General features: G+C 55.6%; 19 protein-coding genes. 7 read left to right on the forward strand and 12 right to left on the reverse strand.

What is annotated here, in order from left to right:
* Positions 1–188: 188 nt before the first annotated feature.
* Positions 189–1,289: a catalase family protein gene (locus tag JWR17_RS26140; RefSeq protein WP_299836282.1), complete on the reverse strand. Its 1,101-nt coding sequence runs from the start codon at positions 1,287–1,289 to the stop codon at positions 189–191.
* A gap of 284 nt (positions 1,290–1,573) precedes the next feature.
* Between JWR17_RS26140 and JWR17_RS26145 the strand changes: the two genes are divergently transcribed.
* Positions 1,574–2,686, forward strand: a complete 1,113-nt coding sequence (locus JWR17_RS26145; protein WP_299836284.1) for an alpha/beta hydrolase — start codon at positions 1,574–1,576, stop codon at positions 2,684–2,686.
* 128 nt (positions 2,687–2,814) lie between these two features.
* Here the strand turns inward: JWR17_RS26145 and JWR17_RS26150 are convergent, their stop codons facing one another.
* On the reverse strand, positions 2,815–3,144 hold the full coding sequence (locus JWR17_RS26150; protein WP_299836287.1) for a hypothetical protein: 330 nt from the start codon (positions 3,142–3,144) through the stop codon (positions 2,815–2,817).
* Between the two features lie 596 nt (positions 3,145–3,740).
* Between JWR17_RS26150 and ggt the strand changes: the two genes are divergently transcribed.
* Together ggt and JWR17_RS26160 are read left to right on the forward strand one after the other, a co-directional pair.
* Positions 3,741–5,468: a gamma-glutamyltransferase gene (gene ggt, locus JWR17_RS26155; RefSeq protein ID WP_299836290.1), complete on the forward strand. Its 1,728-nt coding sequence runs from the start codon at positions 3,741–3,743 to the stop codon at positions 5,466–5,468.
* Between the two features lie 145 nt (positions 5,469–5,613).
* On the forward strand, positions 5,614–6,258 hold the full coding sequence (locus tag JWR17_RS26160) for a glutathione S-transferase (RefSeq protein WP_299836292.1): 645 nt from the start codon (positions 5,614–5,616) through the stop codon (positions 6,256–6,258).
* Between the two features lie 214 nt (positions 6,259–6,472).
* On the opposite strand, the gene JWR17_RS26165 is transcribed toward JWR17_RS26160, so the two are convergent.
* A complete protein-coding gene (locus JWR17_RS26165) occupies positions 6,473–6,913 on the reverse strand; it encodes a CBS domain-containing protein (RefSeq protein ID WP_299836295.1) in 441 nt (146 codons plus the stop codon).
* A 288-nt stretch (positions 6,914–7,201) separates the two neighbouring features.
* Here JWR17_RS26165 and JWR17_RS26170 point away from each other — a divergent pair, with 288 nt between their 5' ends.
* The 3 genes from JWR17_RS26170 to JWR17_RS26180 all read left to right on the forward strand — a co-directional run bounded on the left by JWR17_RS26170 (position 7,202) and on the right by JWR17_RS26180 (position 10,525).
* Positions 7,202–7,873: an HAD-IA family hydrolase gene (locus JWR17_RS26170; RefSeq protein WP_299836297.1), complete on the forward strand. Its 672-nt coding sequence runs from the start codon at positions 7,202–7,204 to the stop codon at positions 7,871–7,873.
* Between the two features lie 86 nt (positions 7,874–7,959).
* A complete protein-coding gene (locus JWR17_RS26175; protein ID WP_299836300.1) occupies positions 7,960–8,997 on the forward strand; it encodes a metallophosphoesterase in 1,038 nt (345 codons plus the stop codon).
* 67 nt (positions 8,998–9,064) lie between these two features.
* Positions 9,065–10,525, forward strand: coding sequence for a glycosyltransferase family 39 protein (locus JWR17_RS26180; protein WP_299836303.1), 1,461 nt, complete (start codon positions 9,065–9,067; stop codon positions 10,523–10,525).
* Here JWR17_RS26180 and arnT read toward each other — a convergent pair.
* The 5 genes from arnT to JWR17_RS26205 all read right to left on the reverse strand — a co-directional run bounded on the left by arnT (position 10,507) and on the right by JWR17_RS26205 (position 17,431).
* Complete coding sequence (gene arnT / locus JWR17_RS26185; RefSeq protein WP_299836306.1) at positions 10,507–12,186, reverse strand: lipid IV(A) 4-amino-4-deoxy-L-arabinosyltransferase; 1,680 nt, start codon at positions 12,184–12,186, stop codon at positions 10,507–10,509. The two genes, JWR17_RS26180 and arnT, sit on opposite strands and share 19 nt — an antisense overlap.
* 28 nt (positions 12,187–12,214) lie before the next feature.
* Positions 12,215–12,889 (reverse strand): histidine phosphatase family protein, encoded by a 675-nt coding sequence (locus tag JWR17_RS26190; RefSeq protein ID WP_299836310.1) that lies wholly within the window; start codon positions 12,887–12,889, stop codon positions 12,215–12,217.
* A 367-nt stretch (positions 12,890–13,256) separates the two neighbouring features.
* Positions 13,257–15,188, reverse strand: coding sequence for an LTA synthase family protein (locus tag JWR17_RS26195; RefSeq protein WP_299836312.1), 1,932 nt, complete (start codon positions 15,186–15,188; stop codon positions 13,257–13,259).
* A gap of 211 nt (positions 15,189–15,399) precedes the next feature.
* Entirely contained in the window at positions 15,400–16,761 is a 1,362-nt protein-coding gene (locus tag JWR17_RS26200; protein WP_299836315.1) for an ATP-binding protein, read from the reverse strand.
* On the reverse strand, positions 16,739–17,431 hold the full coding sequence (locus tag JWR17_RS26205; RefSeq protein WP_299836318.1) for a response regulator transcription factor: 693 nt from the start codon (positions 17,429–17,431) through the stop codon (positions 16,739–16,741). Before JWR17_RS26205 ends, JWR17_RS26200 begins: the two co-directional genes overlap by 23 nt.
* Before the next feature lie 139 nt (positions 17,432–17,570).
* On the opposite strand from JWR17_RS26205, the gene JWR17_RS26210 reads away from it, so the two are divergent.
* Positions 17,571–18,257, forward strand: a complete 687-nt coding sequence (locus JWR17_RS26210; protein ID WP_299836321.1) for a response regulator transcription factor — start codon at positions 17,571–17,573, stop codon at positions 18,255–18,257.
* Positions 18,258–18,799: 542 nt separating this feature from the next.
* Here JWR17_RS26210 and JWR17_RS26215 read toward each other — a convergent pair.
* From JWR17_RS26215 to JWR17_RS26230, 4 genes are all read right to left on the reverse strand, one after another.
* Positions 18,800–20,611 (reverse strand): DAHL domain-containing protein, encoded by a 1,812-nt coding sequence (locus JWR17_RS26215; protein ID WP_299836324.1) that lies wholly within the window; start codon positions 20,609–20,611, stop codon positions 18,800–18,802.
* A complete protein-coding gene (locus JWR17_RS26220; RefSeq protein WP_299836327.1) occupies positions 20,608–22,497 on the reverse strand; it encodes a bifunctional diguanylate cyclase/phosphodiesterase in 1,890 nt (629 codons plus the stop codon). Before JWR17_RS26220 ends, JWR17_RS26215 begins: the two co-directional genes overlap by 4 nt.
* Positions 22,498–22,899: 402 nt before the next feature.
* Positions 22,900–24,081: a type III PLP-dependent enzyme gene (locus JWR17_RS26225; protein WP_299836330.1), complete on the reverse strand. Its 1,182-nt coding sequence runs from the start codon at positions 24,079–24,081 to the stop codon at positions 22,900–22,902.
* The coding region (locus JWR17_RS26230; RefSeq protein WP_299836332.1) for a ferric iron reductase at positions 24,078–24,851 on the reverse strand (774 nt) is incomplete at its 5' end. The genes JWR17_RS26225 and JWR17_RS26230, both read right to left, overlap by 4 nt.

Raw genomic sequence — 24,851 nt, forward strand, 5'->3', positions numbered from 1 at the left:
GTCTTGGAAAAACCCGCTTCGGCGGGTTTTTGTTGCGCTGGTTTTTTGTACAGACCGCGCCGCCTGCTGCCCGAATGAATTCGGTCCCGCAGGAATGGCGGCATGGCGCGGGATTTGGGGCAATCCGGTAAGAGCGAACGTGTTCGCGAAGCACGTCACTCGGTTCTTCAATAACTCCCGTTATTCAGTCATTGACTTTTCAATGCACGGGGTTCGCTCATTGGGCAGCCGTTGTGCTCACCGCGAAAGGTTGACGACATATCGTACGAGGGCTTGCGCACCCGCATGACGCCACCCAATGGACGGTGAGCCGCAAGACCATGCCAGGGGCTGAACGCCATGCCGTCATCAATCTCCGCTTCGCGGCTTTGTGACCAGGATTGCTGCTGCGCAACCTCGATTCGGGCAACCGTGACAAACGGACTGACATCCTCTGGCCATTCTGCGGAAGCGTCTTCTATGGGCATCTTCTCGAGGTCGGTGGCCAACTGAATACGTACTTCCCACGTCCCGCTATTGGTCGAAAAGTAGTCCTGAACCGCTGCGCGCAAACCATCCGGATTGCCATTGAGGTCAACTGTTTTGTCGGTTAATGCGGTTAATTCAGCAGATATCGGCACGACGCTCAGCTTGGCGTAATACGGGCCATACAGAAATGGCACAACGCTGTAATAGGTCTCGCCCAGCAGGTGGGTAATCGGATGCCCACCCAGGCTTTTAAGCGTGGCGCTTTCACCGCCGACCGCCTCGACGATACTTTCCACGCCCCTAAGTACAGCAGAAAACGCCTTTTTCGACCCCGGCGCTTTATCGGTGGTTTTGGCCAGCATTTTCAGGGTTTTCAAAAAGGATTTTGGATCGGCGGCGGTGAAGACCTTGGCATTTTGCAACACGAAATCCTGAGTGACATCACGCTCGCTGCCCGGTAAACGGCTGCCTTCAACACCAATAATCTTGATTGCCAGACCACGAGGCGCAGACACTTTATCGTCGAGAATATCGCCAGGATTAGTGGAAAACCGTAACGCGACCGGAAGTTTAACGGGTTTGGCAAACATGCCTTGGGCCAATTCCGGTGGAAGGTTATCAACCACTTGGATTTCGCCATAAAGCAAACCATGGGCCTTGGCATGGACGCTGCGTACGGCGTGGCCATAATCGTGATAAGTGGTTTCCAGAATGCTACGCATGGCTTCAGCCAAGTCATGGCTGGTGTGTGATTCGTCTTCCGGTATTTGCTCAAAGGACGGTTCAAACAGTAACGGTTGCACACTAAGGAGCGTTGTCATCGGGGTATCTCCGAGTCGATCAATCACGAAGTCAGGTCCGTCCGGTGGCGCTCTTGATTGGCACTTATATCGGCTAAACCATGGGGACATAGTGACCGACCGACGTTGCCTGGGCGGGTTCAACAGCAGCGACAAACAACTCGATTTCTCCGTTAATGAATTGCCGGAATCAGGGTTTTCGCCTGCTTGGCGCCGTTCGTCTACTGTCTGAAAAAGCTTTTGAACGCTGCCCGGGTCCGTCAGGACAGATGCATGAGCGAGTTGCTCCTACAGTGGAGAATAAAATGTTAAAAACTTCAAAAACGCTGAGAGCAGGTGCGTTTCTGCTGACCGCAATCAGCGTTGCTTTAGTATTGAATGGCTGCGCGCGCGACCCGGAAAAGCGCTCTGTGAGTGAACTGGCAGTCAGCGGCACCAAGAGCATGTTTAGAACTGACGCTGACATGCAGAAGGTATTGAACAAGTTTGCCAGCTTCGACGCTAAGGCCGTTGAAAAGACCACCCCCACTGAAGCGCGCTTGCAACCGACCATAGCGGATGCGGTGATGGCCGTATTGGCTGACCAGAAGCGCGATGCGTCCCCTGAAGCCCTGGTTCCAGGTGTGAGTAGCGTCGACCGAACCGTTCCCGGTGCGGCGGGTAATATGCAGGCCCGGGTGTTTACGCCTGCCGGTTCAGGCCCGTTCCCAGTGATTTTGTACTTTCACGGTGGCGGTTGGGTTATTGCGGATCGGGTGGTTTACGACGGTGGCGCACGCGGTTTGGCGAAACAGGCAAACGCCATTGTGGTCTCGGTCGATTATCGCAGGGCACCGGAGAACAAGTTTCCGGCAGCGCACGATGACGGCGTAGCCGCTTATAAATGGTTGGCCAACAACGCAGCGTCGCTTAACGGTGATCCGAAGCGGCTGGCAATCGCTGGGGAAAGTGCGGGTGGCAACCTGGCAGTGGCGACAGCCATCGCGGCACGCAAGGCGCACCTTACTGCGCCGCTGCACGTATTGTCGGTGTACCCGGTTGCGCAAACCACGACCACCACGGCGTCTTACCAAAAGTACGCCGATGCGATGCCGCTCAATCGACCGATGATGCTCTGGTTTATCGCTCAGACCACCACCAGCGCGAATGACCTCAAGGATCCACGGCTTGATTTGGTCCACGCCGACTTGAGCGGTTTGCCACCGGTGACCCTGATCAACGCTGAAATTGATCCGCTGCAGGACGACGGCGCGCAATTGGAAACAGCCTTGCGTACCGCTGGCGTCAGTGTTGAGCGCAAGGTGTACTCCGGGGTTACCCACGAATTTTTTGGCGCGGCCGCCGTGGTAGCAAAAGCTCAGGAAGCTCAGCAATACGCTGGACAGCGATTGAGTGCGAGTTTGAAATCAGGCATGTAGGGCGGGGGAAGTCTACAGATTATTTTTAAGTCGATAAGTTATGCGTTGTTTGATAAGAGATTGTGCCCGTTTTTGACACCGGTTGCGGCGCAGCAGACACAATCTCCTACAGAGTCGTTGACCTACTATCAGCAGTAGCTGTCGACAACCCGAACGCGTGAGGTGTTATCCAGCGAGCGCCATTCACGGGTCAGGGTTTGCAGCACCTGGCCCATGAAGTTCTCGTCGGCTGCGGCTTTCTTGCCGACATAACCTTGGCCTCGGCGGTACATCTTCAGCCTGGCGCGCATCTTCGGGTTGGACTGTTCAAATTCCCCTTCGCCAGCTTTGTCCGCCAGTCGGTCGATGTGCACATCGCCGGCGTCGCAGACCCAGAGTATGTGGCAATCCAGACTGTCTTTTTGTGAAGCGAACAGTTGGGCCAGCTCTTGAATAGTAGGTTGGTTGTTCAGATTCATAGTAATCCCCTTGCCATTTTTGTTGGCCTGTTAGTGGTTAGCTCAATGACCATGTGGTCGATCGAATGCACATCGGGCAGGGGTTTGATGAAAGCAGGGGGACAAGCGGACGTTCAAAAATACATCGGGTGACGTTAATGCGGTCAACCACAAGCATCATGAGAACGTTTCGCCAGCCTTCTCGTCCTGGGACGATCCCGCCAGTCAACTTCATCAATCTGCCTTGTGGGCAGTACACATCCGTTAACGACTCGACGGCTCGTCGAGGGTGTCTGGAATACCTTTGCCGGCGCTCCCGATCGGGGAGACAGGGCCATCATGCCGGGCCGACCAGGGGGCGTCAATAGTTATGTAGTGTTTTTTTAAAGGCACTACATAAATTTACAAAAGGCGCGACAAGAGGCGTTCGGGCCTCTGTCACGGTGCTCCGTCGCGTACCAGACAGATAACCGAAAGAGCTGCGCTTTGCCCATGACCGGCCCCGTGACAGTCTATATTGGTGCTGTATTCGAGATTCGAGAGCCGGTACTTTTAACCACTTGCTGATATGCGCTGTCCGTCGCGCCACATAAATTTAAAACAAGAGAGTCGAATTCATGAAGTTCCAACCTTTTGCCAGATCGCTTCTTGTGACCACCCTCACGCTTAGTTACACCTTCGCTCAAGCAGCGTCCCAGGCTCCGGTTGCTGCGGAAAACGGCATGGTAGTCACGGCCCAGCATTTGGCGACCCACGTGGGCGTCGACGTGCTCAAGGACGGTGGCAACGCCATCGATGCTGCGGTAGCTGTGGGTTATGCGCTGGCGGTGGTGTATCCCGCCGCGGGTAACCTCGGCGGTGGCGGGTTCATGACCGTGCAATTGGCGGATGGCCGAAAGACCTTTCTGGACTTTCGCGAAAAGGCACCCTTGGCTGCCACCGCCGATATGTACCTTGATAAAGACGGCAACGTTATTCCTGATCTGAGCACCAAAGGCTACTTGGCCGTCGGGGTTCCCGGCACCGTGTCGGGCATGGAGTTGGCGCTGAAGAAGTACGGCACCATGAAGCGCGAGCAAGTGATCGCTCCCGCGATCAAATACGCCGATGAAGGTTTCGTCCTTGAGCAAGGTGATGTCGACCTGCTTGAAACGGCGACCGATGAATTCAAAAAAGACATCCATGACTCAGGCTCGATTTTCCTGAACAAGGGTGAGCCGATGAAGGTCGGTCAGAAACTGGTGCAGAAGGACTTGGCCAGGACGCTCCGAGAAATATCCAGCAAAGGCGCCGACGGCTTCTATAAAGGCTGGGTGGCGAACGCCATCGTGTCTTCAAGCTATGCCGGTAAAGGCCTGATTACCCAGGCCGACCTGGATAAATACCAGACCCGCGAACTTGCGCCGATCGAGTGCGATTACCGTGGCTATCACGTGGTCTCCGCGCCGCCTCCAAGTTCCGGTGGGGTCGTCATCTGCGAGATCATGAACATCCTGGAAGGCTATCCGATGCCGGATCTGGGATTCCGCTCCGCCCAGAGCATGCAATACCAGATCGAAGCCATGCGTCACGCGTATGTCGACCGCAACAGCTATCTGGGTGACCCGGATTTCGTCAAGAATCCAGTCGCGCACTTGTTGGATAAGGACTATGCGGCAAAAATACGCGCGGCTATCGACCCGCAAAAGGCCGGTATTTCCCGGGATATCAAGCCCGGTGTAGCGCCCCATGAAGGCAATAACACCACGCACTATTCCATCGTCGATAAATGGGGCAATGCCGTGTCGGTGACCTATACCTTGAACGATTGGTTCGGTGCGGGCGTTATGGCGAGCAAGACCGGGGTGATACTCAACGACGAAATGGATGACTTCACGTCCAAGATCGGCGTTCCCAACATGTACGGTCTGGTCCAGGGAGAGGCCAACGCTATCGCTCCGGGCAAAACGCCGTTGTCGTCCATGAGCCCGACGATCGTCACCAAAGACGGCAAGACGGTGATGGTGGTGGGCACTCCTGGCGGCAGCCGAATTATTACGGCGACACTGGAGACGATACTTAACGTGATCGACTACGGTATGAACATTCAAGAGGCAGTGGATGCGCCTCGTTTCCACCAGCAGTGGTTGCCTGAAGAAACCAATCTGGAAAAGTTCGCGGTCAGCCCGGACACGCAGAAACTGCTTGAAAGCTGGGGCCAGAAGTTTACTGGCGCGCAACCCTCTAACCACGTTGCGGCGATCCTGGTGGGGGCGCCGTCCCTGGGCGGGAAACCCGTAGGGAACAATCGTTTCTACGGTGCTAATGATCCGCGCCGTAATACAGGTCTTTCTTTAGGCTACTAATCGGTACACGGCGAGGTCCTGCTTCAGGGCTTCGCCACTGACACGCCCTCGAAAAAAACCTACCTAGTGGTAGATAGCGATTGACATAAGGCTGGCTTTTGACCAGTATCTATCACTCGATAGATAGGCGAGAACTGGTACTCACATGAAAGTTTATGACATCCCCGGCTTCCCTAGTCCGTTGCGCATCCGCGTTGTCCTGGCCGAAAAAGGTCTGACCTCGCAGGTGGAATTTATCAACATCGATCTGCCTGCTGCTGAGCACAAGCAGCCAGCGTTTCTGGCGATGAATCCGGCTGGCACCGTTCCGGTGTTGGAACTTGACGACGGCTTTTACCTGTCGGAATGCACCGCGATCACCGAATACCTCGATAACCTGGATGGCAACCCAACGCTTACCGGCACTACGCCAAAAGAGAAAGGGGTTATTCATATGATGCAGAAACGCGCGGATGACCAACTGATCGACGCCATCGGCATCTACTTTCACCACGCCACCGACGGTTTGGGCGATGGCTTGAAACCCTACAAGAGCCCCGAGTGGGCCGATCGTACCGTCTGGGGCGAAATGCACCGTGACAAGGCAATCAAAGGTATGAAGTACTTTGATTCGGTACTGAAAACCCAGCCGTACGTGGCCGGTGATCAATTTTCCATGGCCGACATCACGGTCTGGGCTGGTTTGATTTTCGCCGGGTACGCACAGATCAAGGTGCCGCAAGCGTGCACCGCACTGATCGCCTGGAATGCCAAAGTTGGCGAACGCCCAAGCGTAAAAAACCCAGCCTGATCCAAACTGATTCCCACAGCGCCTCGGCCGATTTCTTCAAACCCGGTGGGAGCGAACTCACTCGCGGATGCAGCAGCGCGGTACGTCAGATTGATCGCGTCGCCCGCTTCGCGACTGGATTCGGTCCCACAGTATTCCAGCATGATCGCGCTGGTTGACACCGAATCCAGTCTGCTTAAATCAGAAAACCCTGTTGCTGGCAGGGCAGGGCAGATCACTCGCCGCGAATGTACTGCTCCAGTTGCTGGATCAGTACAGCCTGCTCGGCAATCGCTTCCTTCACCAGGTCGCCAATCGACAACAAACCGATCAGTTGCCCGTCCTTGACCACCGGCAAATGACGCAAGCGGCTGTCGGTCATGATGCCCATGCACGACTCCACGCTTTCACTGGGGCTCACGGTGATGATGCGCTCGCTCATGATGGTGCTGACCAGGGTGTCGGCGGACGAACGTCCTTTGAGTGCCACCTTGCGTGCGTAGTCGCGCTCGCTGATGATGCCTATGACATGGCCGTCTTTGACCACGGGCAGTGCACCGACGTTTTTTTCCGCCATGATCCCCAGCGCGACCAATACCGTTTGCTCAGGGGCGATGGTATGGACTTGCTGGTTGGTTTCGGCTTTTGCGTTCAGCAATTGTGCGACGGTCTTCATTCGGGCCTCTCCTGTGGTGGGCTCGGGGGCGACCACGAATCGCCCTGTTGCTTCTACAGAATCGTAGAGAGAAGCCGATTGGGCAAGGTGTAAACGGCGCTATATGGCATAGAAATAACGGATTAGACGTTTATGCCGCCAGCGGATGTCGTTGCTGAGTGTCGAAACGCCAGGCAACGTCTGGTCGAGGCAGCCTGACCCTAGACAAAATTAGGGAGCTGGGGTTTATTGACGGACGCCCTGATCGGGTCACTTTTATCTCCCGCGCTTGCCGAAAGGAACTGAATTTTGCCTGCTCGCTCATCGGTTTTTAACGCCCGCTACAGCGGTTTTCTGTTCGATATGGACGGAACGCTGATCAATTCCATCGCTGCAGCCGAGCGTATCTGGAGCGCATGGGCAAATGCCCATGGCCTTGACGTCGAGACGTTCCTGCCGACCATCCATGGCGCCCGCGCCATCGACACCATCGCTCGGCTGGGACTGCCCGGAATTGACCCGGAAGTTGAGGCTTGCGCCATCACCGAGGCCGAAATTTTCGACCTCGCGGGTATCGTCGAAGTGTCAGGTGCGGCTGCGTTTCTAAAGACGTTGCCCGCCAATAAATGGGCGATTGTCACCTCCGCGCCCAAGGAGTTGGCAATTCGCCGCCTGCAAGCGGCTGGCATTCCGCTGCCCTTGGTGTTTGTGACCTCCGAAGACGTCAGCGACGGTAAGCCCAACCCGGATTGCTACCTGCTCGCGGCACAACAACTGGGTATCAACGCGGCTGATTGCCTGGTCTTTGAAGATGCGCCCATCGGCATTCGAGCGGGCGAAGCGTCAGGCGCCCAGGTCATGGTGGTGAGTGCCACACACGTTCATCCGATGCAAACGCCACACGCCTCAATTGACGATTATTGCGGGACGGTCGTTAGGGTTGACGAACAGGGATACCTGCACCTTTGTGAGGTCCTTTGATCGCTTGGCCTTTACACCGGCTTCACCTCTTTTTCACTCATATGGCCATAGGCTAGGCATTCTGCGAGCTATCGGAACACTTGGAAATGCCTGGTACTGCACACCTGCAACACCTTCCTGCCGTCGGCTATAAACGCACCCGCAGGTGGGCACTCATCGGCGCGGCCATCGTTTGTGTGGCGGCGTTGGCTGTGATGGGCTCCATCTTCTTGCCCGCGACACCCTACACCCCCATGACTGGATTGAGCCCGTCGCAGGTTTCACTCATTGCTATTGGGGATCAAGGCAGCGGCAACTTTCAGCAGTGGGCGGTGGCCTATGCCATGGAAAACGTCGCGGAGACGGATGGCCGGTTGGACATGGTGGTGCTGCTGGGTGATAACTTCTACGGAAAATCGCTGACCGGCACGTCTGATTTGAGCTGGCGGACGAAGTTTGAAAGTGTCTATTGGGGCCGCTGGTTGAGCCATGTACCTTTTTATGCGGTGTTGGGCAACCATGATTACCCTGACTCCCAGCAGATCGAAATCGAATACAGTCGCAAGCACAAGGGTTCCGGCCGCTGGCAGATGCCTGATCACACTTACATGCGGGACTTTGGCACTGACGACGGTCGGCCTGTGGTGCGCATGGTGTTTATCGACACGTCCGTGCCTGTCAGCGAGTTGCCGGCGCAAATAAAGATACTTGAACAAGGGTTTCAGCAGCCTGGCCCTGAGCCGATCTGGCGCGTGGTCGCGGGCCATCACCCGGTGCGAAACGTCGGCGAACACGACGAAGATTCGGTAATGGTCACTGAGCTGCTGCCAGTATTGAGACGCCTCAACGTGGATCTTTATTTATCCGGGCACGATCACAATCAGCAACTGATTCTGAAAGAGGGCGAACCCGCCTGGGTTATCTCCGGCGGCGGCGGACAAAAGCTTTATCCTCTGAAGGAGAAACATTCCCCGGTCAGTTTCGCCAAATCCGAAGCTGGCTTCGCCAAACTCGATTTCACCCCGGCCGAGATGAAACTGGCTTTTTATACCGAAAGCGCCGGTGCGGCTGCCCGTTATGAATGGAGCCGGGCGTGCCCGTGGATGGCCAAGGGCTGCCTGGTGGGCTCAACGATGTCACCTTGATACACTCCGCCCGGCTCCTGACTACTGATTTCCTTATTGCTCATCACCCTGTGAGTCACACGCGCTTATGTCAACTCGTCCCGTCCTCCTGTTGTTCGTACTTGGTTGTCTGCTGTTTTTCGTCGCGCTGGGAAATCATCAGCTACAAGGTTCTACCGAACCCCGGGTGGCGGGGATCGCCATGGAAATGCACTTGGACAATGATTGGGTAACCCCCCGGTTGAACGGCCAGCCGTTTTTAGAAAAACCTCCCTTGAGCCTATGGCTGGATGCGGGCGCCATCAGACTGTTTGGTGCCAACACATGGGCGGTGAGGTTGGCATCTGCAGTGGCCGGTCTGTTGAGCCTGTTGGCGCTGTATGGCGCGTTGCGAAAACTGGGGCGTCCAGTGGCGATCGCCGCCGGGGCAGCCGTGTTGCTGGCAACCATGGGCAGTTACTGGGGCAATGTGCGCCAGGTCGGTGAGGACTCATTGCTGACGTTGGGGGTGACCTTGGCGTTGCTGGCGTTTTTTCTGGCCAATCGTGAATGGGCCGCACATGGTCGACGTTCGGTAGGGTTTTGGGCGGTGTTTGCCCTGGGAATCGCCATCGCCACGTTGAGTAAGGGCGTACTGGGCCTGGCGTTGCCGGGGGCGGTTATTTTTGCGTTTCTGGTTGCGCAAAGCGTGATCGAAAAGCGCCTGGTGCTGGCCGACTGGGTGTGGCCGGCGGCCGTTACCGTGATCGCCTTGTTGCCGTTGGCGGTGTGGCTGGTGTTTTTGTATCAGAGCGGCGGTTCGGCTGCGATCAAAGAGGTGTTATGGGCCAACAGCATAGGGCGGTTCAGCGGCGGCTTCTCTGAAGCCGGTCATTTCGAGCCATTTTATTACTACCTCGGCAAACTGCCTCAATCGTTTTTGCCGTGGAATATTTTGGTCTATGTCGGGCTTTGGCACTTTTGCAGAAAAATGCGCGCCAGCCCGTATATGCTTTTTTTCAGTCTATGGCTGTTGGCCCAATTGACCCTGCTGACGCTGGCGTCCAGCAAACGCATGGTGTACCTGATGTCGCTGACACCTGCTGCTGCCGTCATTGCTGCGGAATATTCGGCGGTGCTGCTGGAACGATTGCGTGAACGATCAGCGACGTCGGCTTGGGCGCAACCCCTGGTTCGTCATCAACGTGCTTTCATAGTGGGCGTATTAGGCTTGATGGTCGTCAGCTACCTGGGGGTGGCGATCTGGGTCATGCCCAGGGAAGACCGCAACCAATCCTTTACACCCTTGACTGAGCAAATGCGGGCGCTGCAGGAAAGCGGTCGGCGAGTCGTGTTGTTCACCCCTAGCGAGCGGCTTGCCGGAGCAGGGGTGTTCTACACCCAAAGTGTACTGGTGGCCTTGCAGACCGAAGACCAGCTCAACAGTTTTCTCAGTGAGTCGCCGAATAACGTCGCGGTCATGGAGCGTCAGGACGATCCGGTCGCTCCACTGAAAATCTTGAAGAAGATTGTCGTGGGCGACCGCGCGTACTATTTTTTGGTGATGTGATCGGCGTCGGTTTGCGCATACATGAGAATGGTAATGCTGCCCTGGTCAAAACGCGTTGCGTCCTTGGGCAGCTGTTCCAGTTCATGGGCATCATCTTCGCTTTTGATTCGCATCACGACCCCGACTGAGCCTTCCCGGCGAGCCTGGACCAACCAGTGCTGAACATCGCCTTCATCGACGGTTCGGTCTTTGACGTCAGGGTAGGCTAGGCCGTATTTGGCCTCGCCGGCGGTGTCGTACAGCGTCACGTCGGGATTAGCCGTCTGCCAGGCGAGCGCTGAAGCAACCCCCAGGTCGTTACTCATCAACGCGTGGGTTTGACGAAGTGCCGGCGCATGGGCGGCTATGAACCTCTCGGGCGTCTTGTTTTCAGTGATTGAGTCTGGCATTGCCGCTGGCAACAGGGCCACCGCCAGCCACATACCGAACGCCGGGGCCAGATAGAAATGTTGAGGTCGGATCACCTGCAACGCGTTAGCCAGAATCCAGCCGGCCAGCGCAATGAGCAACAACGCTACGTGCAGCGGCTCGTGGTTGAAAACAGGCTGCTTGAATTGCACGTAAATTACCGCCACCAGGCCCGACACACCGATGATCAGATTCAGCGTCGCGTTGCTGCGCAGCGAGAGGGTTTTGGCCTGTTCAAGGCGGTTAATCAAGGCGTCGCTCAACAGCAAGGCCAAAGGCAGCATGCACGGCAATATGTACGGGGGAAGCTTGCCATTGCTCAGGCTGAGAAACACCAGCGGCAGGCACAACCACATCAGCAGAAACGCGGTTTTCAATTGGTTTCGGTTTTGCCAGGCCAGCTTGAACGTGACCGGCAGCAGCAACGCCCACGGCAAACTGGCTGCGATCAGCAACGGGCCATAAAACCACCAGGGTTCAGCATGCTGCGCGTCGTCACCGGCAAAGCGGCGAATGTGTTCATGCCAGAAAAAGAATCGCCAGAAGTCAGGCTCGCGGGCCTGCACAGTTAACACCCACGGCAATGAAACCAATGCCGCAACCAGCACCGCAATACAGCCATAACGCACCAACTCACCGAAACGCCGTTGCCAGATCATATAGGGTAGGGCGATCAGCACCGGTAGCAACAGGGCCAAAAATCCCTTGGTCATGAAACCCATGCCGCAGGCGAATCCAAGGCAAGCCCACGATGCCAATCTTGCCCGGTGTCTGGTGCTGTCGACGGCATACCACAGCGCGACGATGCTCAGGTTGACCCACAGGGCGAACTGCGGATCGAGATTGGCGTAGCCGGCTTGGCTGATGATCAGGCCAAAGCTCAAATAGACCACGGCGCAGGTCAGGCTTTTGCGCGGTGAGTTCCACAGCCGCCGGGCGATCAGGTAGGCCAGCACTGCGCTGAGGCCCAGGCTGAGCGCCGACGCAATGCGTACACCGAACAGGTTATGACCAAACACAGCTTGGCCAAGGGCAATGAACCAATAACCCATTGCAGGTTTTTCGAAATAGCGCAGCCCCAGAAAATGCGGGGCCGCCCAGTTGCCGCTTAAAAGCATTTCCTGGCTGATTTGCGCGTACCGGGTTTCGTCCGGCATCCACAGGCCATGACTGCTCAAGGGCAATAAATAGAAGATAACAAAGGCCAGAAATAACAGCGGCAAGGCCCAACGCTGGGCCACGGTATTTAACATTGGATAGGCTCGGTATGGACGTAGGGGCTTAAGGTCTTTTATCCAGGGTCGATGCCCAGTCTGGGTAGTTGATAAAACCCAGCACTTTCGGTTTCCCGTCCGGTCCGATGGAAACAAGTAACGTGCTGGCGTACTCGCTGGTCTTTGCGTGAGTAAACCCCAACTCCTTTTCCAACGTGCTTATACAACCACTGTGGGTCACCAAGACCATGTTGCGATGGGGTGTCTTATGGCTAAGCAGGTTGTCGAGCATTGCGTGTTCGCACGTGCTTAACCACGCTTGTGCGGGGCTGGCTTTGCCAAACATGGAAAATGAGGTTTGTACGGTTCGTTGCAACGGACTGCTCATGACGTCGGTGTTGCTCATGCCCAGCCTGTTGAATGCCTTGCCCAACACGACCGCCGTGTCACTGCCCGCTTGGGTGATGCCGTCTGCGGGACCCATGCAAGGATTACTCGACCGGTCACAACGCTCGGCATGGCGCACGAGGGCAACCACGTCGCCAGCCTGCCAATGGCTGTAGACGCCAGCCGTGATCATATTCTCGTGTTTGCCTAAATCGGTCAGCGACCTTGGCCACCAGACGAAACCCACGATCAGTGCGACGCAAAGGATGAGCACTGCACCCAGCACGATCTTTTTAAACCGCTGCGCGTTGGGTGCTGTTGATGACGAGGTGGAACCGTCAGTTGTAGTTTTCACCTGCGTAGTGCTCCAAGAACATAAATAGTCGACGCACAATGACGGCAACCTAAAAGCGCTGATCAGCGTTTCGAGGAAGTGGTAGTGCGTTCGTTATAGGCTGGGAGGCTAAAGCAGGGTGCGTAGCTTGGTGGTAAAAAAGATGTGAAAATTTAGCGAAGACGCAAGACGTCTCGAACTAACGTTGGGATTTACCAGGTGTAATGGAAGAATAAAAAAACCGACGTCAATGGGTAATATTGACGTCGGCTGCTTACCTTTTTAAACCCGATATCAGTGGATATCCGGAAGGCCCCTCGCCTGTAAGAGCCAACGTGTTGGCGAAGGTCCTTCGGAGCTTACCGCTGCCTTTGGCAGCGCCTAGTGGCTACGGAGCCGCTGTACGTGGCATCCAATTCAGCAAATGCTGTTTGTAGTCGTAGCTGGCGCCTTGGTAATAGCTGATTGCACGAATGACCAGCGGGTCAGTGTCATTGACCTTCGATTCACGGCTTTCAGCTAATGCCTGATCATGCCGCCGCAGCAACTTTTGTGGGCTAAGGATGGCGAGGTTAGTGCCATCAAATAGCCCGAGGTGCTGGTAGTTACCGACCACTACACGGGGCGGTAGCGAGTTGTCCTGAAGTAGGTTTCGGCCAAAAAACGTCGACTGATAACTCTGGTTCAACAAACCGAGCAGGGTCGGTGCCAAGTCGATCTGGCTCGCCAGTTGGGTCGACTCCCGGGCTTCGATCATGGTGGGTGCATAGATAAACAACGGGATTTGATAGTTGGTGATCGGCAAGTCTTCTCGGCCTGCGCTCCCAGCGGTGTGGTCGGCTACAAAGACGAAAATAGTGTCGTTGAACCACGGTTTTTGACGTGCATCGTCAAGAAACTTGCCGATGGCGTAGTCGGTGTACTTCACTGCGCCGTTGCGGCCATCACCCGATTTTATGTCGATGCGCCCACTAGGGTAGGTATAAGGACGGTGGTTCGAGGTGGTCATCAGCTGTAAGAAAAACGGTTTGTGCTTGGCATACCCAGCGTCGGCCTCGTTCAGCGATTGCTGAAACAGGTCTTCGTCGGCGATACCCCAGGCGTTTTTGAAATGAATGTCCGACTCTTTGATACTGCTTTGGTCGATGATGCGGTAACCGTTGCCGCTGAAAAACGCGTTCATGTTGTCGAAATAACCACGGCCGCCGTACATGAATACGCTGTCGTAACCCACCGCGTTCAGTTGTTGGCCCAAGGCGCCATAGCCACTTTCATGGCCGATGCGCTTGACGATGGATCGGCCAGGCGTCGGCGGGATAGACAAGGTGATAGCTTCCAGTCCGCGGTCAGTGCGGGTGCCGGTGGCGTAGAAGTTGCTGAAGTACAGGCTGTGCTTACGCAGTTCGTCCAGATTAGGCGTCAGGTTATGCGGGTCGCCGTTACTGCCCAGGTACTTGGCACTGAGACTTTCGATGGTCACCAGAATTATGTTGGGCGTACGCGGCGTGCCGGGGTTGGTGATGTTGCGGCGAATGTCCTGAGGGTCTTTGCCAACGAACGAGGCGTTGGGCTCGGCCAATTCGGCGCGTAATTGTTGGGCCACTTCGTCGTTGGGCAGGGTGGCGTAGAACTGCTTGTAATCCAGTTCGTTATTCCTGAAAGCGGCAAAAAACTGGAACGGTCCGTTGGTGCCCAGTTCATGTTGATACGCGTTGCCGCCTTCGCCCCGTGGGGTTTCCTGGTCAATGAACTGCATGCTCAGGCCGGCCACCACCAGTATCGCGGCGAAACCGAGCAGTCGCTGCCGAGCTTTCGGCAAAGGCGCAACCAGTGCAGACTTCACCGGCTTGTATAGCAAAGCGCTCAGCCCGATGGCGGCCACTGCCAGAATTCCGAGCAACGCACCAATCGGATAAGACTCCAGAATGTTATTCAACACTTCTTTGGAGTAAACCAGATAGTCCACGGCAATGAAGTTGAAGCGAACCCCGAATTCGTCCCAAAACAACCATTCCGACACCGCAACAAACAGCATGATAAAGATGCTGACCGTCATCACACCCTGCAAAAACCAACGATGGCCACGGGTACGCCACAGCGCCGGAGGGCAGAAAAGCAGGTAAAAAGCCAAGGGCAAAGCCGCATACACCAGGAACGCTATGTCGTAGATGGCGCCAATCCCGAAAATGGAAAGGTAACCATGGCCCGCCTCGGTTGAGTGGGTCGCCAGTAGCACGGCGCGCGTGATGAGAAAGATAACGAACCAGGTAGCGGTCAACAAAAACAAGTAGCGCATGGGCGCGGTGTGAGGTGCACGCATTGTTAGTTCCTTTGCACATGACGTCGACGTCGTTCAACGTCAGGGATATCTCGAATGAGCTATTCGAGGGGAATGCTATGGGTGAAACGGCGTCAGCTTGTTGCGATTCGATGGCATTACGGTACTTGCCCAGTCGATCAGGCGGCGACTATCCCTTAATGGTTGTCAAAAAGATGTTGAACGGGGATAAAAAGTTGCGCGAGCCAACCGATCAACGGCTGGCGCTGCGCAAAACGATCTCGCATCCCGGTGCAGCGTCTCGAACTTCCAGGGTCATGTCGTGCAGGCGCGCCACGGCGGCCACCATGCTTAGGCCCAAACCGTTGCCCGGCGTGTGTCGGCTGGATTCCGAGCGATACAACCGGCGAAAAACCGCTTCGCGTTCAGTTTCCGGGATGCCGGGACCATCGTCGCTGACGGTCAGACAAGGACCGTCGGCCGCGCCAGCGACACAGACGCGAATGTGGCTGTTGTCTGGAGAGAACTTGATGGCGTTATCGAGCAAATTACACGCTGCGTCGAACAACAGTTGCGCATCGCCAGCGAGGATGGCGGGCGAGGGCGCGGGCTCGAACGTCAGGGTCATGCCCCGCTCTTCGGCCAACGGTTCGAAGAACTCGGCAGCGTCGGCGCCAATGCGGTTCAGGTCAACCTCGGCAAAATTGCTGCGGCGCGCGCTGTCTTCGATTTCAGAGATGCGCAGCAATGCGCGGAAGGTCAGCAGCAACCCCCGAGCTTCATTGAGTGCAGCGTCCACCGTCACGGCGTAATCTTCCTCGATCAAGCCGCGTCGTTGTGCTCGCTCCAGGCCGGCAATCAACCGCGTCAAGGGGGTGCGCAAGTCATGGGCGATGTCGTCGCATACACCCTTGACCTCGCTCATCAAGCGTTCGAGTTCGTCGAGCATGCCGTTGACTACATTTGCCAGACGGTCGATATCGTCGCGGTTGCCCCGTGTCGGCAGGCGTCGGCTGAGGTCGCCTTCGACGATTTGCTTGATCGACGTGCTCAGAGTGTCGAGCCTGCGTCGGGCCGAATACCCTAGCCCAATCGCTCCAAGCAGCCCCACGACCAATAGCAGACAGCCACCGGACACCAAAGCGTGGACCAGCAATTCGTCGAACTCGTGGATATCGTGCATGTCTTGGGCGACCAGCAGGGTCTTGCCGTCGTCGAGCTTATGCACCATGAACCGGATAGGGCGGGTACGACCGTTGGGCTTGTCCCAGCGAAACTCGTCGGGCTTATCGTAGGCCTTGAAAGCGGGCAGGGTGTCGATTGGCCCCGCGATGAGCTTGCCTTGTTCGTCGAACAACGAGTGGGGGAGGCGGCCGTCCACATCCTGCATGTCGTGTTTGCGAATTTCTTGCTCACGCAACTCGGGGGTCTGGCGGCTGCGATTGTCCACTTGGCGAAGCAGCGCGGTGTCCGATTCGGCCTTAAGGTAGAACGCGGTCTGCCAATAGATATAGCCAAACAACCCGAGGAACGAAAACCCGAACAGGGCTAGAAACATCAGGCCTGTACGAAAGCTGATCGTGCGCGGAATTTCACTCAGGTGAACGGAGAACATAGCCGGCTCCTCGAACGGTGTGAATCATTTGCTCTTCGCCTTCGCCATCCACTTTGCGGCGCAGACGTCCTATATGGACTTCGATGACATTGGTGCGCTCGTCATAGCTGTAATTCCACACCGCCTCGAACAGCATGGTCCGGGTGATGACCTGTCCGGCATGGCGCATCAAGTATTCCAGCAGCGCATATTCCCGCGGCAGCAGGTCAACGACTCGCTCGCCACGCCGTACAGTGCGGGCTAGCAAGTCAACGTCCAGATTGCCGACTTTCAGGCGGCTGTCCCGGGTCTGTTCGGGGGGCGTAATACGCCGGCGAATCAAGGCGTCCAGGCGTGCGGTCAATTCGATGAATTCGAAGGGCTTGGTCAGATAATCATCGCCCCCGGCGCGCAAGCCACGCACGCGTTCATCCAGCGCGCTGAGTGCGCTCAAGATCAATACTGGCGTGGCAATGCCCGCAGCACGCAAGGCGGTCAGCACGCCCAATCCATCGACTGCACCGGGCAGCATACGGTCCAGCACGATGATGTCGAAGTCGCCGCTGAACGCATTCATCAAGCCGTCGCGGCCGTTGTCAACGCAGGTCACGTCGAAGCCATGGTCGTGTAAGGCGGCTTTGATTTCGTTGGCAGTGGACAGGTCGTCCTCGACGATCAGTACATGGGTCATGAAGCGATGTCATCCTTAATGAATGAGCGGCTGGCTGGGTGGTGTCGCGCTAGTGGTGGCATAGTGTGCCAATGCACGGCGAACGGGAAGGTCGCGCCAACATGAACAAAAGTTTACCAGCGCTACCGACGAGGTGATTGTGCGGATATTGGTCGTTGAAGACGATGATCGTGCAGCGGCGTACCTGGTGCGCGGTTTGAACGAGAGCGGGCATGTCGCCGATGCCGCGTACGACGGGGTCGATGGTTTGGCCATGGCGCTGGAAGGCATCTATGACGCATTGATCGTTGATCGGCGTTTGCCACGCATGGATGGCCTGGAAGTGGTGCGCACGTTGCGCGAGCGTGGGTTGCATACACCGATTCTGATGCTCAGCGCCATGGCTTCGACAGAGCATCGCGTCGAAGGGTTGCGTGCTGGCTGCGATGATTATTTGATCAAGCCTTATGCGTTCGTCGAAGTTCTGGCCCGGCTTGATGCGTTGCTGCGCAGGGCTGATCGGCCCAGCACGAGTGGGCAAATCCTGACGGTCAGCAAGTTACAACTCGACTGCGCCACACGCACGGCAACCCGAGAGGGACGGGTAGTGATTCTGCAGCATCGGGAATCGTTGATTCTTGCCAAACTGATGCGTCATGCCGGACAAGTGGTGACCCGCGACATGCTGTTGGAAAGTGCCTGGGACTATGCGTTCGACCCTAACGACAACGTCATCGACAAGCATATTTACCGCTTGCGCCGAAAACTCGATGAAGGATTCGCCACGTCAATGATCAGAACCGTGGCGGGGGCGGGGTATTTGTTGGAATCGGGCGGAGATCTGTAGGCGCCAATTTGTGGGCGATGTTGGACAGTGTCGGTGATTCCTTTTCGCCAACAAGTTGGCTCCTACGGAAGTAGATAAGACAAAAAGTTTCATTGATGTCGGCGGGGAAACGATCTGTGAAAGTGCCTACAAAGAATCTCTAAAGTCTTACATTGACTAATTCAATTAATTATTAAATACAATGACTTAATACTTTATGTCCGTTCTGCCAGGGAAACGGGTGCAGTCCTTGCTTGTTGCTAATGGCTTTCAATAATAAGGATAGTCTTATGATGTTAGGTATCAGCAATACGTTATCGCCTCAGTTTCAGCCTTTGGCCATCAAAGGATTGCATCGAGGAAATTTCAGCAACGGTCCAGTACGTCAGGCAGAACCGCCTGGCGCAACGTCAAACGCGCTGAAGGTCAGCAACGCTTTGCAACGTTCGACGTTCCAACAGGTTCAGGCTGAGTATTTATCGGGGATAAAAGGGGCTATGGACAAAAAAGCCGCCGCACTGGAATCCTACAAACCGCTGAGGCGATAACCTTTGCTCAGGGCCTCAGCGCTCATCCACGGCGATGATCAATGGCAGTTCAAGGGTGAACGTTGCACCTTTGCCCAGTCCGTTGCTGTGGGCGCTGAGGGCCCCATTGATTTCGATAGCGGCGAGGGCACAGCTGTGTAAGCCGAAGCCGTGGCCTTCTTTGCGCGTGGTAAAGCCGTGGGTGAAAATTCGCGTAATGTTTTCAGCAAGGATGCCTTCGCCTTCGTCCCGGACGCTGATACGCAAAACAGCGTCGTCGATGATGGTTACCCCGAGGGTCAAATGTCGCGCACGCTCGTCCATATCACTCATTGCGTCTTTGGCGTTACTGATCAGATTGATCAGGATCAGCAGCAAGCGGTTTTTATCAGCCATGATCAGCGGCAGGTAGCTGAATGCCTTGAACACTTTGACGTGATGCCGATTCAAGGCGCCGGCGTTCATGCGCAGGGCGTCTTCAAGCAAGTCATTGATGTTCACGCATTCAGCCAGGTTGTTAATGCCTGCGTAGGATTGCTGAGTTGAGACGATGTCCTTGATGTGGTCGATGCTGCGGGTCAAATGCGCCAGCTCCTCGACCATGCTTTGTTGCTCCGCTACCAGCGCTTTATCCAACTGGTTAAGGTAGTTCGGCAGCAATTTGCCCTTGGGGTCATCGCTGATGAAACGGCTGAGATCATGGGTGTGTTCATTGATCAGTTGCACCGCTTTGCCGAGGCCAATGGCTTTACTGCTGAGCAGGGTGCGAGTAATCAACTCGGCCGAGGTATTCACGCTGTTCAATACATTACCAACGTTGTGCAATACGTTAGTGGCGATTTCCGCCATACCGGCCTGGCGCGCGGTGTCGAACAATTCGCTTTGGGTATCCTTTAATTCACGGGTACGTTCTTCGACTCGCTGCTCAAGGTTTTCGTTGGCGGCATGCAAGGCTCTGTTGATTTGGTTATTGGTCTCGGCATAACTGCGCAGCAGGCGTATCACTAGAAACATCATCAGTACAAACATCAACCCCGACAAGACAAGCAGGTAATGGTGGTACTTGCGATCAACGCCCGCCGCTTGTTCCTGGTAGCTGTTGAGCAAGCCGTTGATTTCATCCAGCCTTGCGGCAACCGGCACTGCGCCGATGCGAGCGACGAGGTCATTGACCACTGGCTGCTGGTGCAAAATCACATTCACATGGCTTAGCAATGTCTCTAGCGCAACATGCATTTTGAGGGGCAGGCGTTCTTTGTCTATCTCCAGCCGGTTCAAACCCACTTGAATATCGGCGGCCTTGTCTTCAGAAATAACCTGGGAGAACTCCAGGCAACTGAGCAGCAAGTCATAAATATCCATCGACGTTGTTTGCAGAAGTGGAGAGTTTCGGTCGAGCTTTTGTAGCTGAAGCTGGATATTGTCTTCGGCGATGGGCAGGAATGCCAACGAGTTGCGCAACAGGGCGTTGTGGGTTTTGAACTGTTCAACCAAACGGGCTTTTTCGGTAATGGCGTCCACGTAGGCATCATGGGTGTCGCGCCAACGGGGCGCGGTATGGCGCGGGTGGCCGTACTCCAACGGATCGAACTGTTGCCAGAGACGGGTCATGGCGCTCAACGGCTCGACCAGGGTGTCGTAATTCAAGTTGGCGGTGATGCGTGCCTTGAGAATTTCAGACTCCCATTGTGCATCCAGCTGTTTGATCTGACGAATCAAGTCCCGGGACTCAGTATAGTTAACGGTGTTGTCGGTGCTGGATTTGATATAAAGAAACAGCAAGGTCGAGGCGACAATCAGCGGCATGGCCCCCAACGTCAGCGCAATCATTCGGCGGGACATCTTCATGAAGATGATACGGAGCCTTTCAACACCGCATCCAAAGTCCCGGCTCTGAGAATACTGGCAAACGCTTTGGGCTCAACGGCTCGGCTGAAGAAGTAGCCTTGTCCTTCTTCACAATGATGCGCCCGGAGAAAGTCCAGCTGCTCCTGGGTTTCAATCCCTTCAGCAATGATGTTGAGTTTGAGGCTTTTACCGAGGCTGATAATGGCGTCGACCAGCGCTTCGTCGTTGCTGTCGGTGCCCAACGCGCGAATAAACGATTGGTCGATTTTCAATACGTCGATGGGAAAGCGGCGCAAATAACTCAGGCTGGAATAGCCGGTACCGAAATCGTCGATGGCCAGGTGGATACCCATCGCTTTGATTGCCAGTAATACCTGAATCGTCGCATCGGCATTGTGCATGAGCACGCCTTCGGTAATCTCCAGCTCCAACTGATCGGGATTCATTCCCGTTTCCTCCAGCACACAGCGAATACCATCAAGGAAGCCTTTTTGGCGGAACTCGGTGGCAGAAATATTCACTGAGATACGAATGGCTGGCAGGCCGCTGGATTGCCAGGCACAGGACTGACGGCAGGCTTCGCGCAGTACCCATTTGCTCAACGGTATGATCAAGCCGCTGTCTTCAGCGACCGGGATAAAGTCGGACGGATACACCCAGCCATGGTCGGGTTTGAACCAGCGAATCAGTGCTTCGGCACCGACTATCTTGCCGGTTTTCAAATTCAGCTTGGGCTGATAATGCAATCGGAATTCATCGCGCTCCAGGCCTAGCCGAATTCCCGACTCGATGGATTGATGTTCCCGAGCACCTTCATTCAGGTTGTCGGCAAAAAAACAGAAATCCCCCGGGCCGATGAGCTTGACGTTACGCATGGCGGTTTCAGCTTTCTTGATCAGCTCGACGGCGTCTTCACTGTCATCCGGAAAGACACTGATGCCAAGGCTCGCGGTGATCGTCAGGTCATGCCCGGCGATGTAATGCGGCTCTCGTAAAGCGGCCAGTAGCTTGTTGGCAATGGCGCTGGTTTGTTGAGGGTCGTGGATGTCGGTCAATATCAATACAAACTGGTCCGAGCCGTAACGAAATACGGTGTCGGTCGCACGCACGGTCTTGACCAGACACTGGGCCACTTGCTTGAGCATTTCATCGCCGATGGGGTGTCCCAGGGCGGTATTGATTCGCTCGAATCGGTCCAGACCAATAAACATCACCGCCAACTGCGAGGTGTGGCGTCGAGAAAGAGTGATGCTTTGGGCCAGTCGTTCCCCTAGCAGCGTGCTGTTAGGCAATTCGGTCAATACGTCGTATTGAGACAACTGAGAAACGTTCAGTGCCTCTTGCACTCGCTCGGCAATGGTCTGTTCCAGCCCGAGCATTTTTGCCGCGACATCTCGTGCCAACTGCCATTTCACCGTGAGGGCGCTGGCCATTTGGCGAATGGCCAGGCTGTCGAATGGTTTTTTCAGGATCAGCAATTGATCGCCGAATTCGAGGCGCTCAGTCATCGCCTCCAAGGAGTAGTCGGAAAAGGCCGTACACAACGCTACTTGCAACTGCGGGTCGGCTTTCCACAAACGTTCTATGGTTTGCAGCCCGTCCCAGCCTGGCGGCATGCGCATGTCGATAAAGGCCAGTGCATAAGGTCGACCCTCACCAAGCGCGCGCTCGACCAACACCAAGGCTTCCTGGCCCTGAAAAGCAAAATCCAGTTCGAAGATTTTACGGCGTGCCTGCACCGTGCCAAACAATGCAGCTTCAGCATCGACCAGCGATTGATCGCTGTCCGGTTCAGGGCAGAGAATCTTACGGAAGTCGTGATGTATCGATGGCGTGTCATCGATGATCAAAATACGTCGGTTATAAGCGACAGGAACACTCTTCATCGCAGCCCTTTGGTAGATGAGGCGATAATTCGAAAATGCGTTGTCGATCATCGAAACATGAACCAGGGCACATCCACTGAGCGATTAGCTCAGCAGGCACCGCAACGGCCAATATTTTTAGACAATAGACGACATACGGATACCTTGCTGAGGCCTCGACTACGATGGCTAGTACACCAAACGTGCACCGCCAGCATAGCCTTGGTGAAGGCGATTCGCCTTAAAAACTATGCTCGACCGGACATCAATTAGTTGATCGGACCCCAAGCCTTTAGTTCAAAGGGCTGCAGGCTCAGGATTGAAGTCGGTGGGCGATGGACGGCCGACGGTTACTGCTGTGCAGTCTTGCCTCTGCATGTTTGCCGCTGGGTGTCGGCCATCAGGGCTCAGGTAAAATATTGACTATTGCTTCAAAAACACCATCTGCGGCGGCTCATGCATCAAAAAATCCCGGTGTGAAATATTCCAGGCGTAGGCCCCGGCCAGTGTGAAAACCAGAATATCGCCGACCGCCAGCTCGGTCACCGGCTGCTGTTTTGCCAGCACGTCTTTCGGTGTGCACAGTTGCCCCACCAACGTTACCGGTTGGTTTACGATCTCTGCCGGTTGATGTCCACGTATTACGTCAAATGGATGGTTGTGGTTCTGCGCTGCGGGGGTCCGAAAATGATGGGTGCCGCCCCGGCCAATTGCAAAGTACTGGCCGTGGTTACGTTTAATGTCCAGAACCTGCATCAAATAATAACCACAGGCTGCGCTGATGAAACGGCCGATCTCGAAACGAATCTGCGTAGTGGCCATGTCCTCTTCGATGATCAAAGCCGAAAGTTTTGTACAAAATCCAGGCCAGTCGAATGATCGGTGGTGGTCTTGATAGTTGATGCCCATACCGCCGCCGACATTGATCATTGGCAATAGCAACCGGTGTTCCAGGCACAGTTTGTGGAAAGTACGGAAGTAACTGCGAATCAACCGTAAGTGCGCATCCACGTCGAGCTGGTGGGAGAGCAAGTGGAAATGTAACCCTTGAAACGCTAGCCAGGGTTCATCACGCAACAGCGCGAGGGCTTCGTCCAGGGCGAATTCGTCCAGCCCAAACGGTGTGGCTTTTCCTCCCATCACTAAGCGGCTGTCGGGTGCTTCGTCCAGCGTCAGGTTTAGCCGTAACATTACCGGTGCTTTACGACCGCAACGGGCGGCGATTTGCGCCAGACTGCGCAGTTCGTTGACGCTTTCGACATGAAAGGCGGAGATTTGATACTCCATGGCGGTCTCGAGTTCAGACTCCAGCTTGCCGGGGCCGCCAAAGATAAGCGGTGTCCCAGGGCACTGCTGGTGCAGCCAGCGAAGTTCTCCTCCGGAGGCGGCCTCGAAACCGTCCACAAACGGCACGAGGGTTTGTAGGATCTGCGCTTCTGGATTGGCTTTTGCCGCATAGAACAGTTCGCAATTGGCGGGCAGCGATTCGCGAATGGTTTGAATATGCCGCTCAAGGGCGACCAGGTCGTAGACGTAGGCGCATATCGGTGACGGTTGTTTGCGCAGTTGGCTAATGGCGTCGGTAATCCGCGCTGGCAGGCTCATGGGCAGGTACTCGCGCTGATATTGGCTAACGGACTGGGTAGGGCGGTGTAGCCAGCATCGCGGTCGGCACGCATCATTAGCCGAGTCATGAAGTTTTCTTTGCTGGGCAGCGGCGCTCCGGCGCATAGCTCGACCAGTTGTGGCGGATTATCAAACAGTGCTCGCTGGGTTTGCAGGAGGGAGCCGATGTGTGACCACAGGCGGCTTTCCAGTGCGGCGTCGGCGCGAGCCAAGTGAAAGATTGCCTCGCCCAGATTGTTCACCAATGCGCAATACGCCACACGTTGCCACGCTTTGTTTTGGTCGTAGTACATCGAGGTGCGGGTTCGCTCACTCAATTCACTCAAGCGCTCGATTGGCCAGTGTTTGGCAACCAATTTGGTCCCTTCAAGGTCGCGGATCCATACGCGACAGGGCATCCCATCGTCATCAAAACCAACGACGGTATTCTGTAAATGGGGCTCCAACACCACGCCTTGACGGAACAGGCAGTGCATGACGCCTGGAAGGAGATGGCGGGCGTAACCGTCCAGCCAGCGCAGGGTCGCTTCGTTCAGGCTGATGCCGAGCTTATCGGCGCATTGCTGGACCAGTGCCTGGCAAACACTACGGCCTTGCAAATCCCAAGTGAACAGCGCCATAGCGACTTGTGGCTGATAGCGCTGGCGGGTTGCTTCATCGAGGTTTTGGCGGAAAATGATGCCAAAGCATTCCGTCACTTCTCTGGCCTGTTCCAGGGTGCCCAGCGCACTCAGGTCCAAGGTGCTGGC

It is taken from the genome of Pseudomonas sp. (genome assembly GCF_028293835.1).
Taxonomy (GTDB): Bacteria; Pseudomonadota; Gammaproteobacteria; order Pseudomonadales; family Pseudomonadaceae; genus Aquipseudomonas.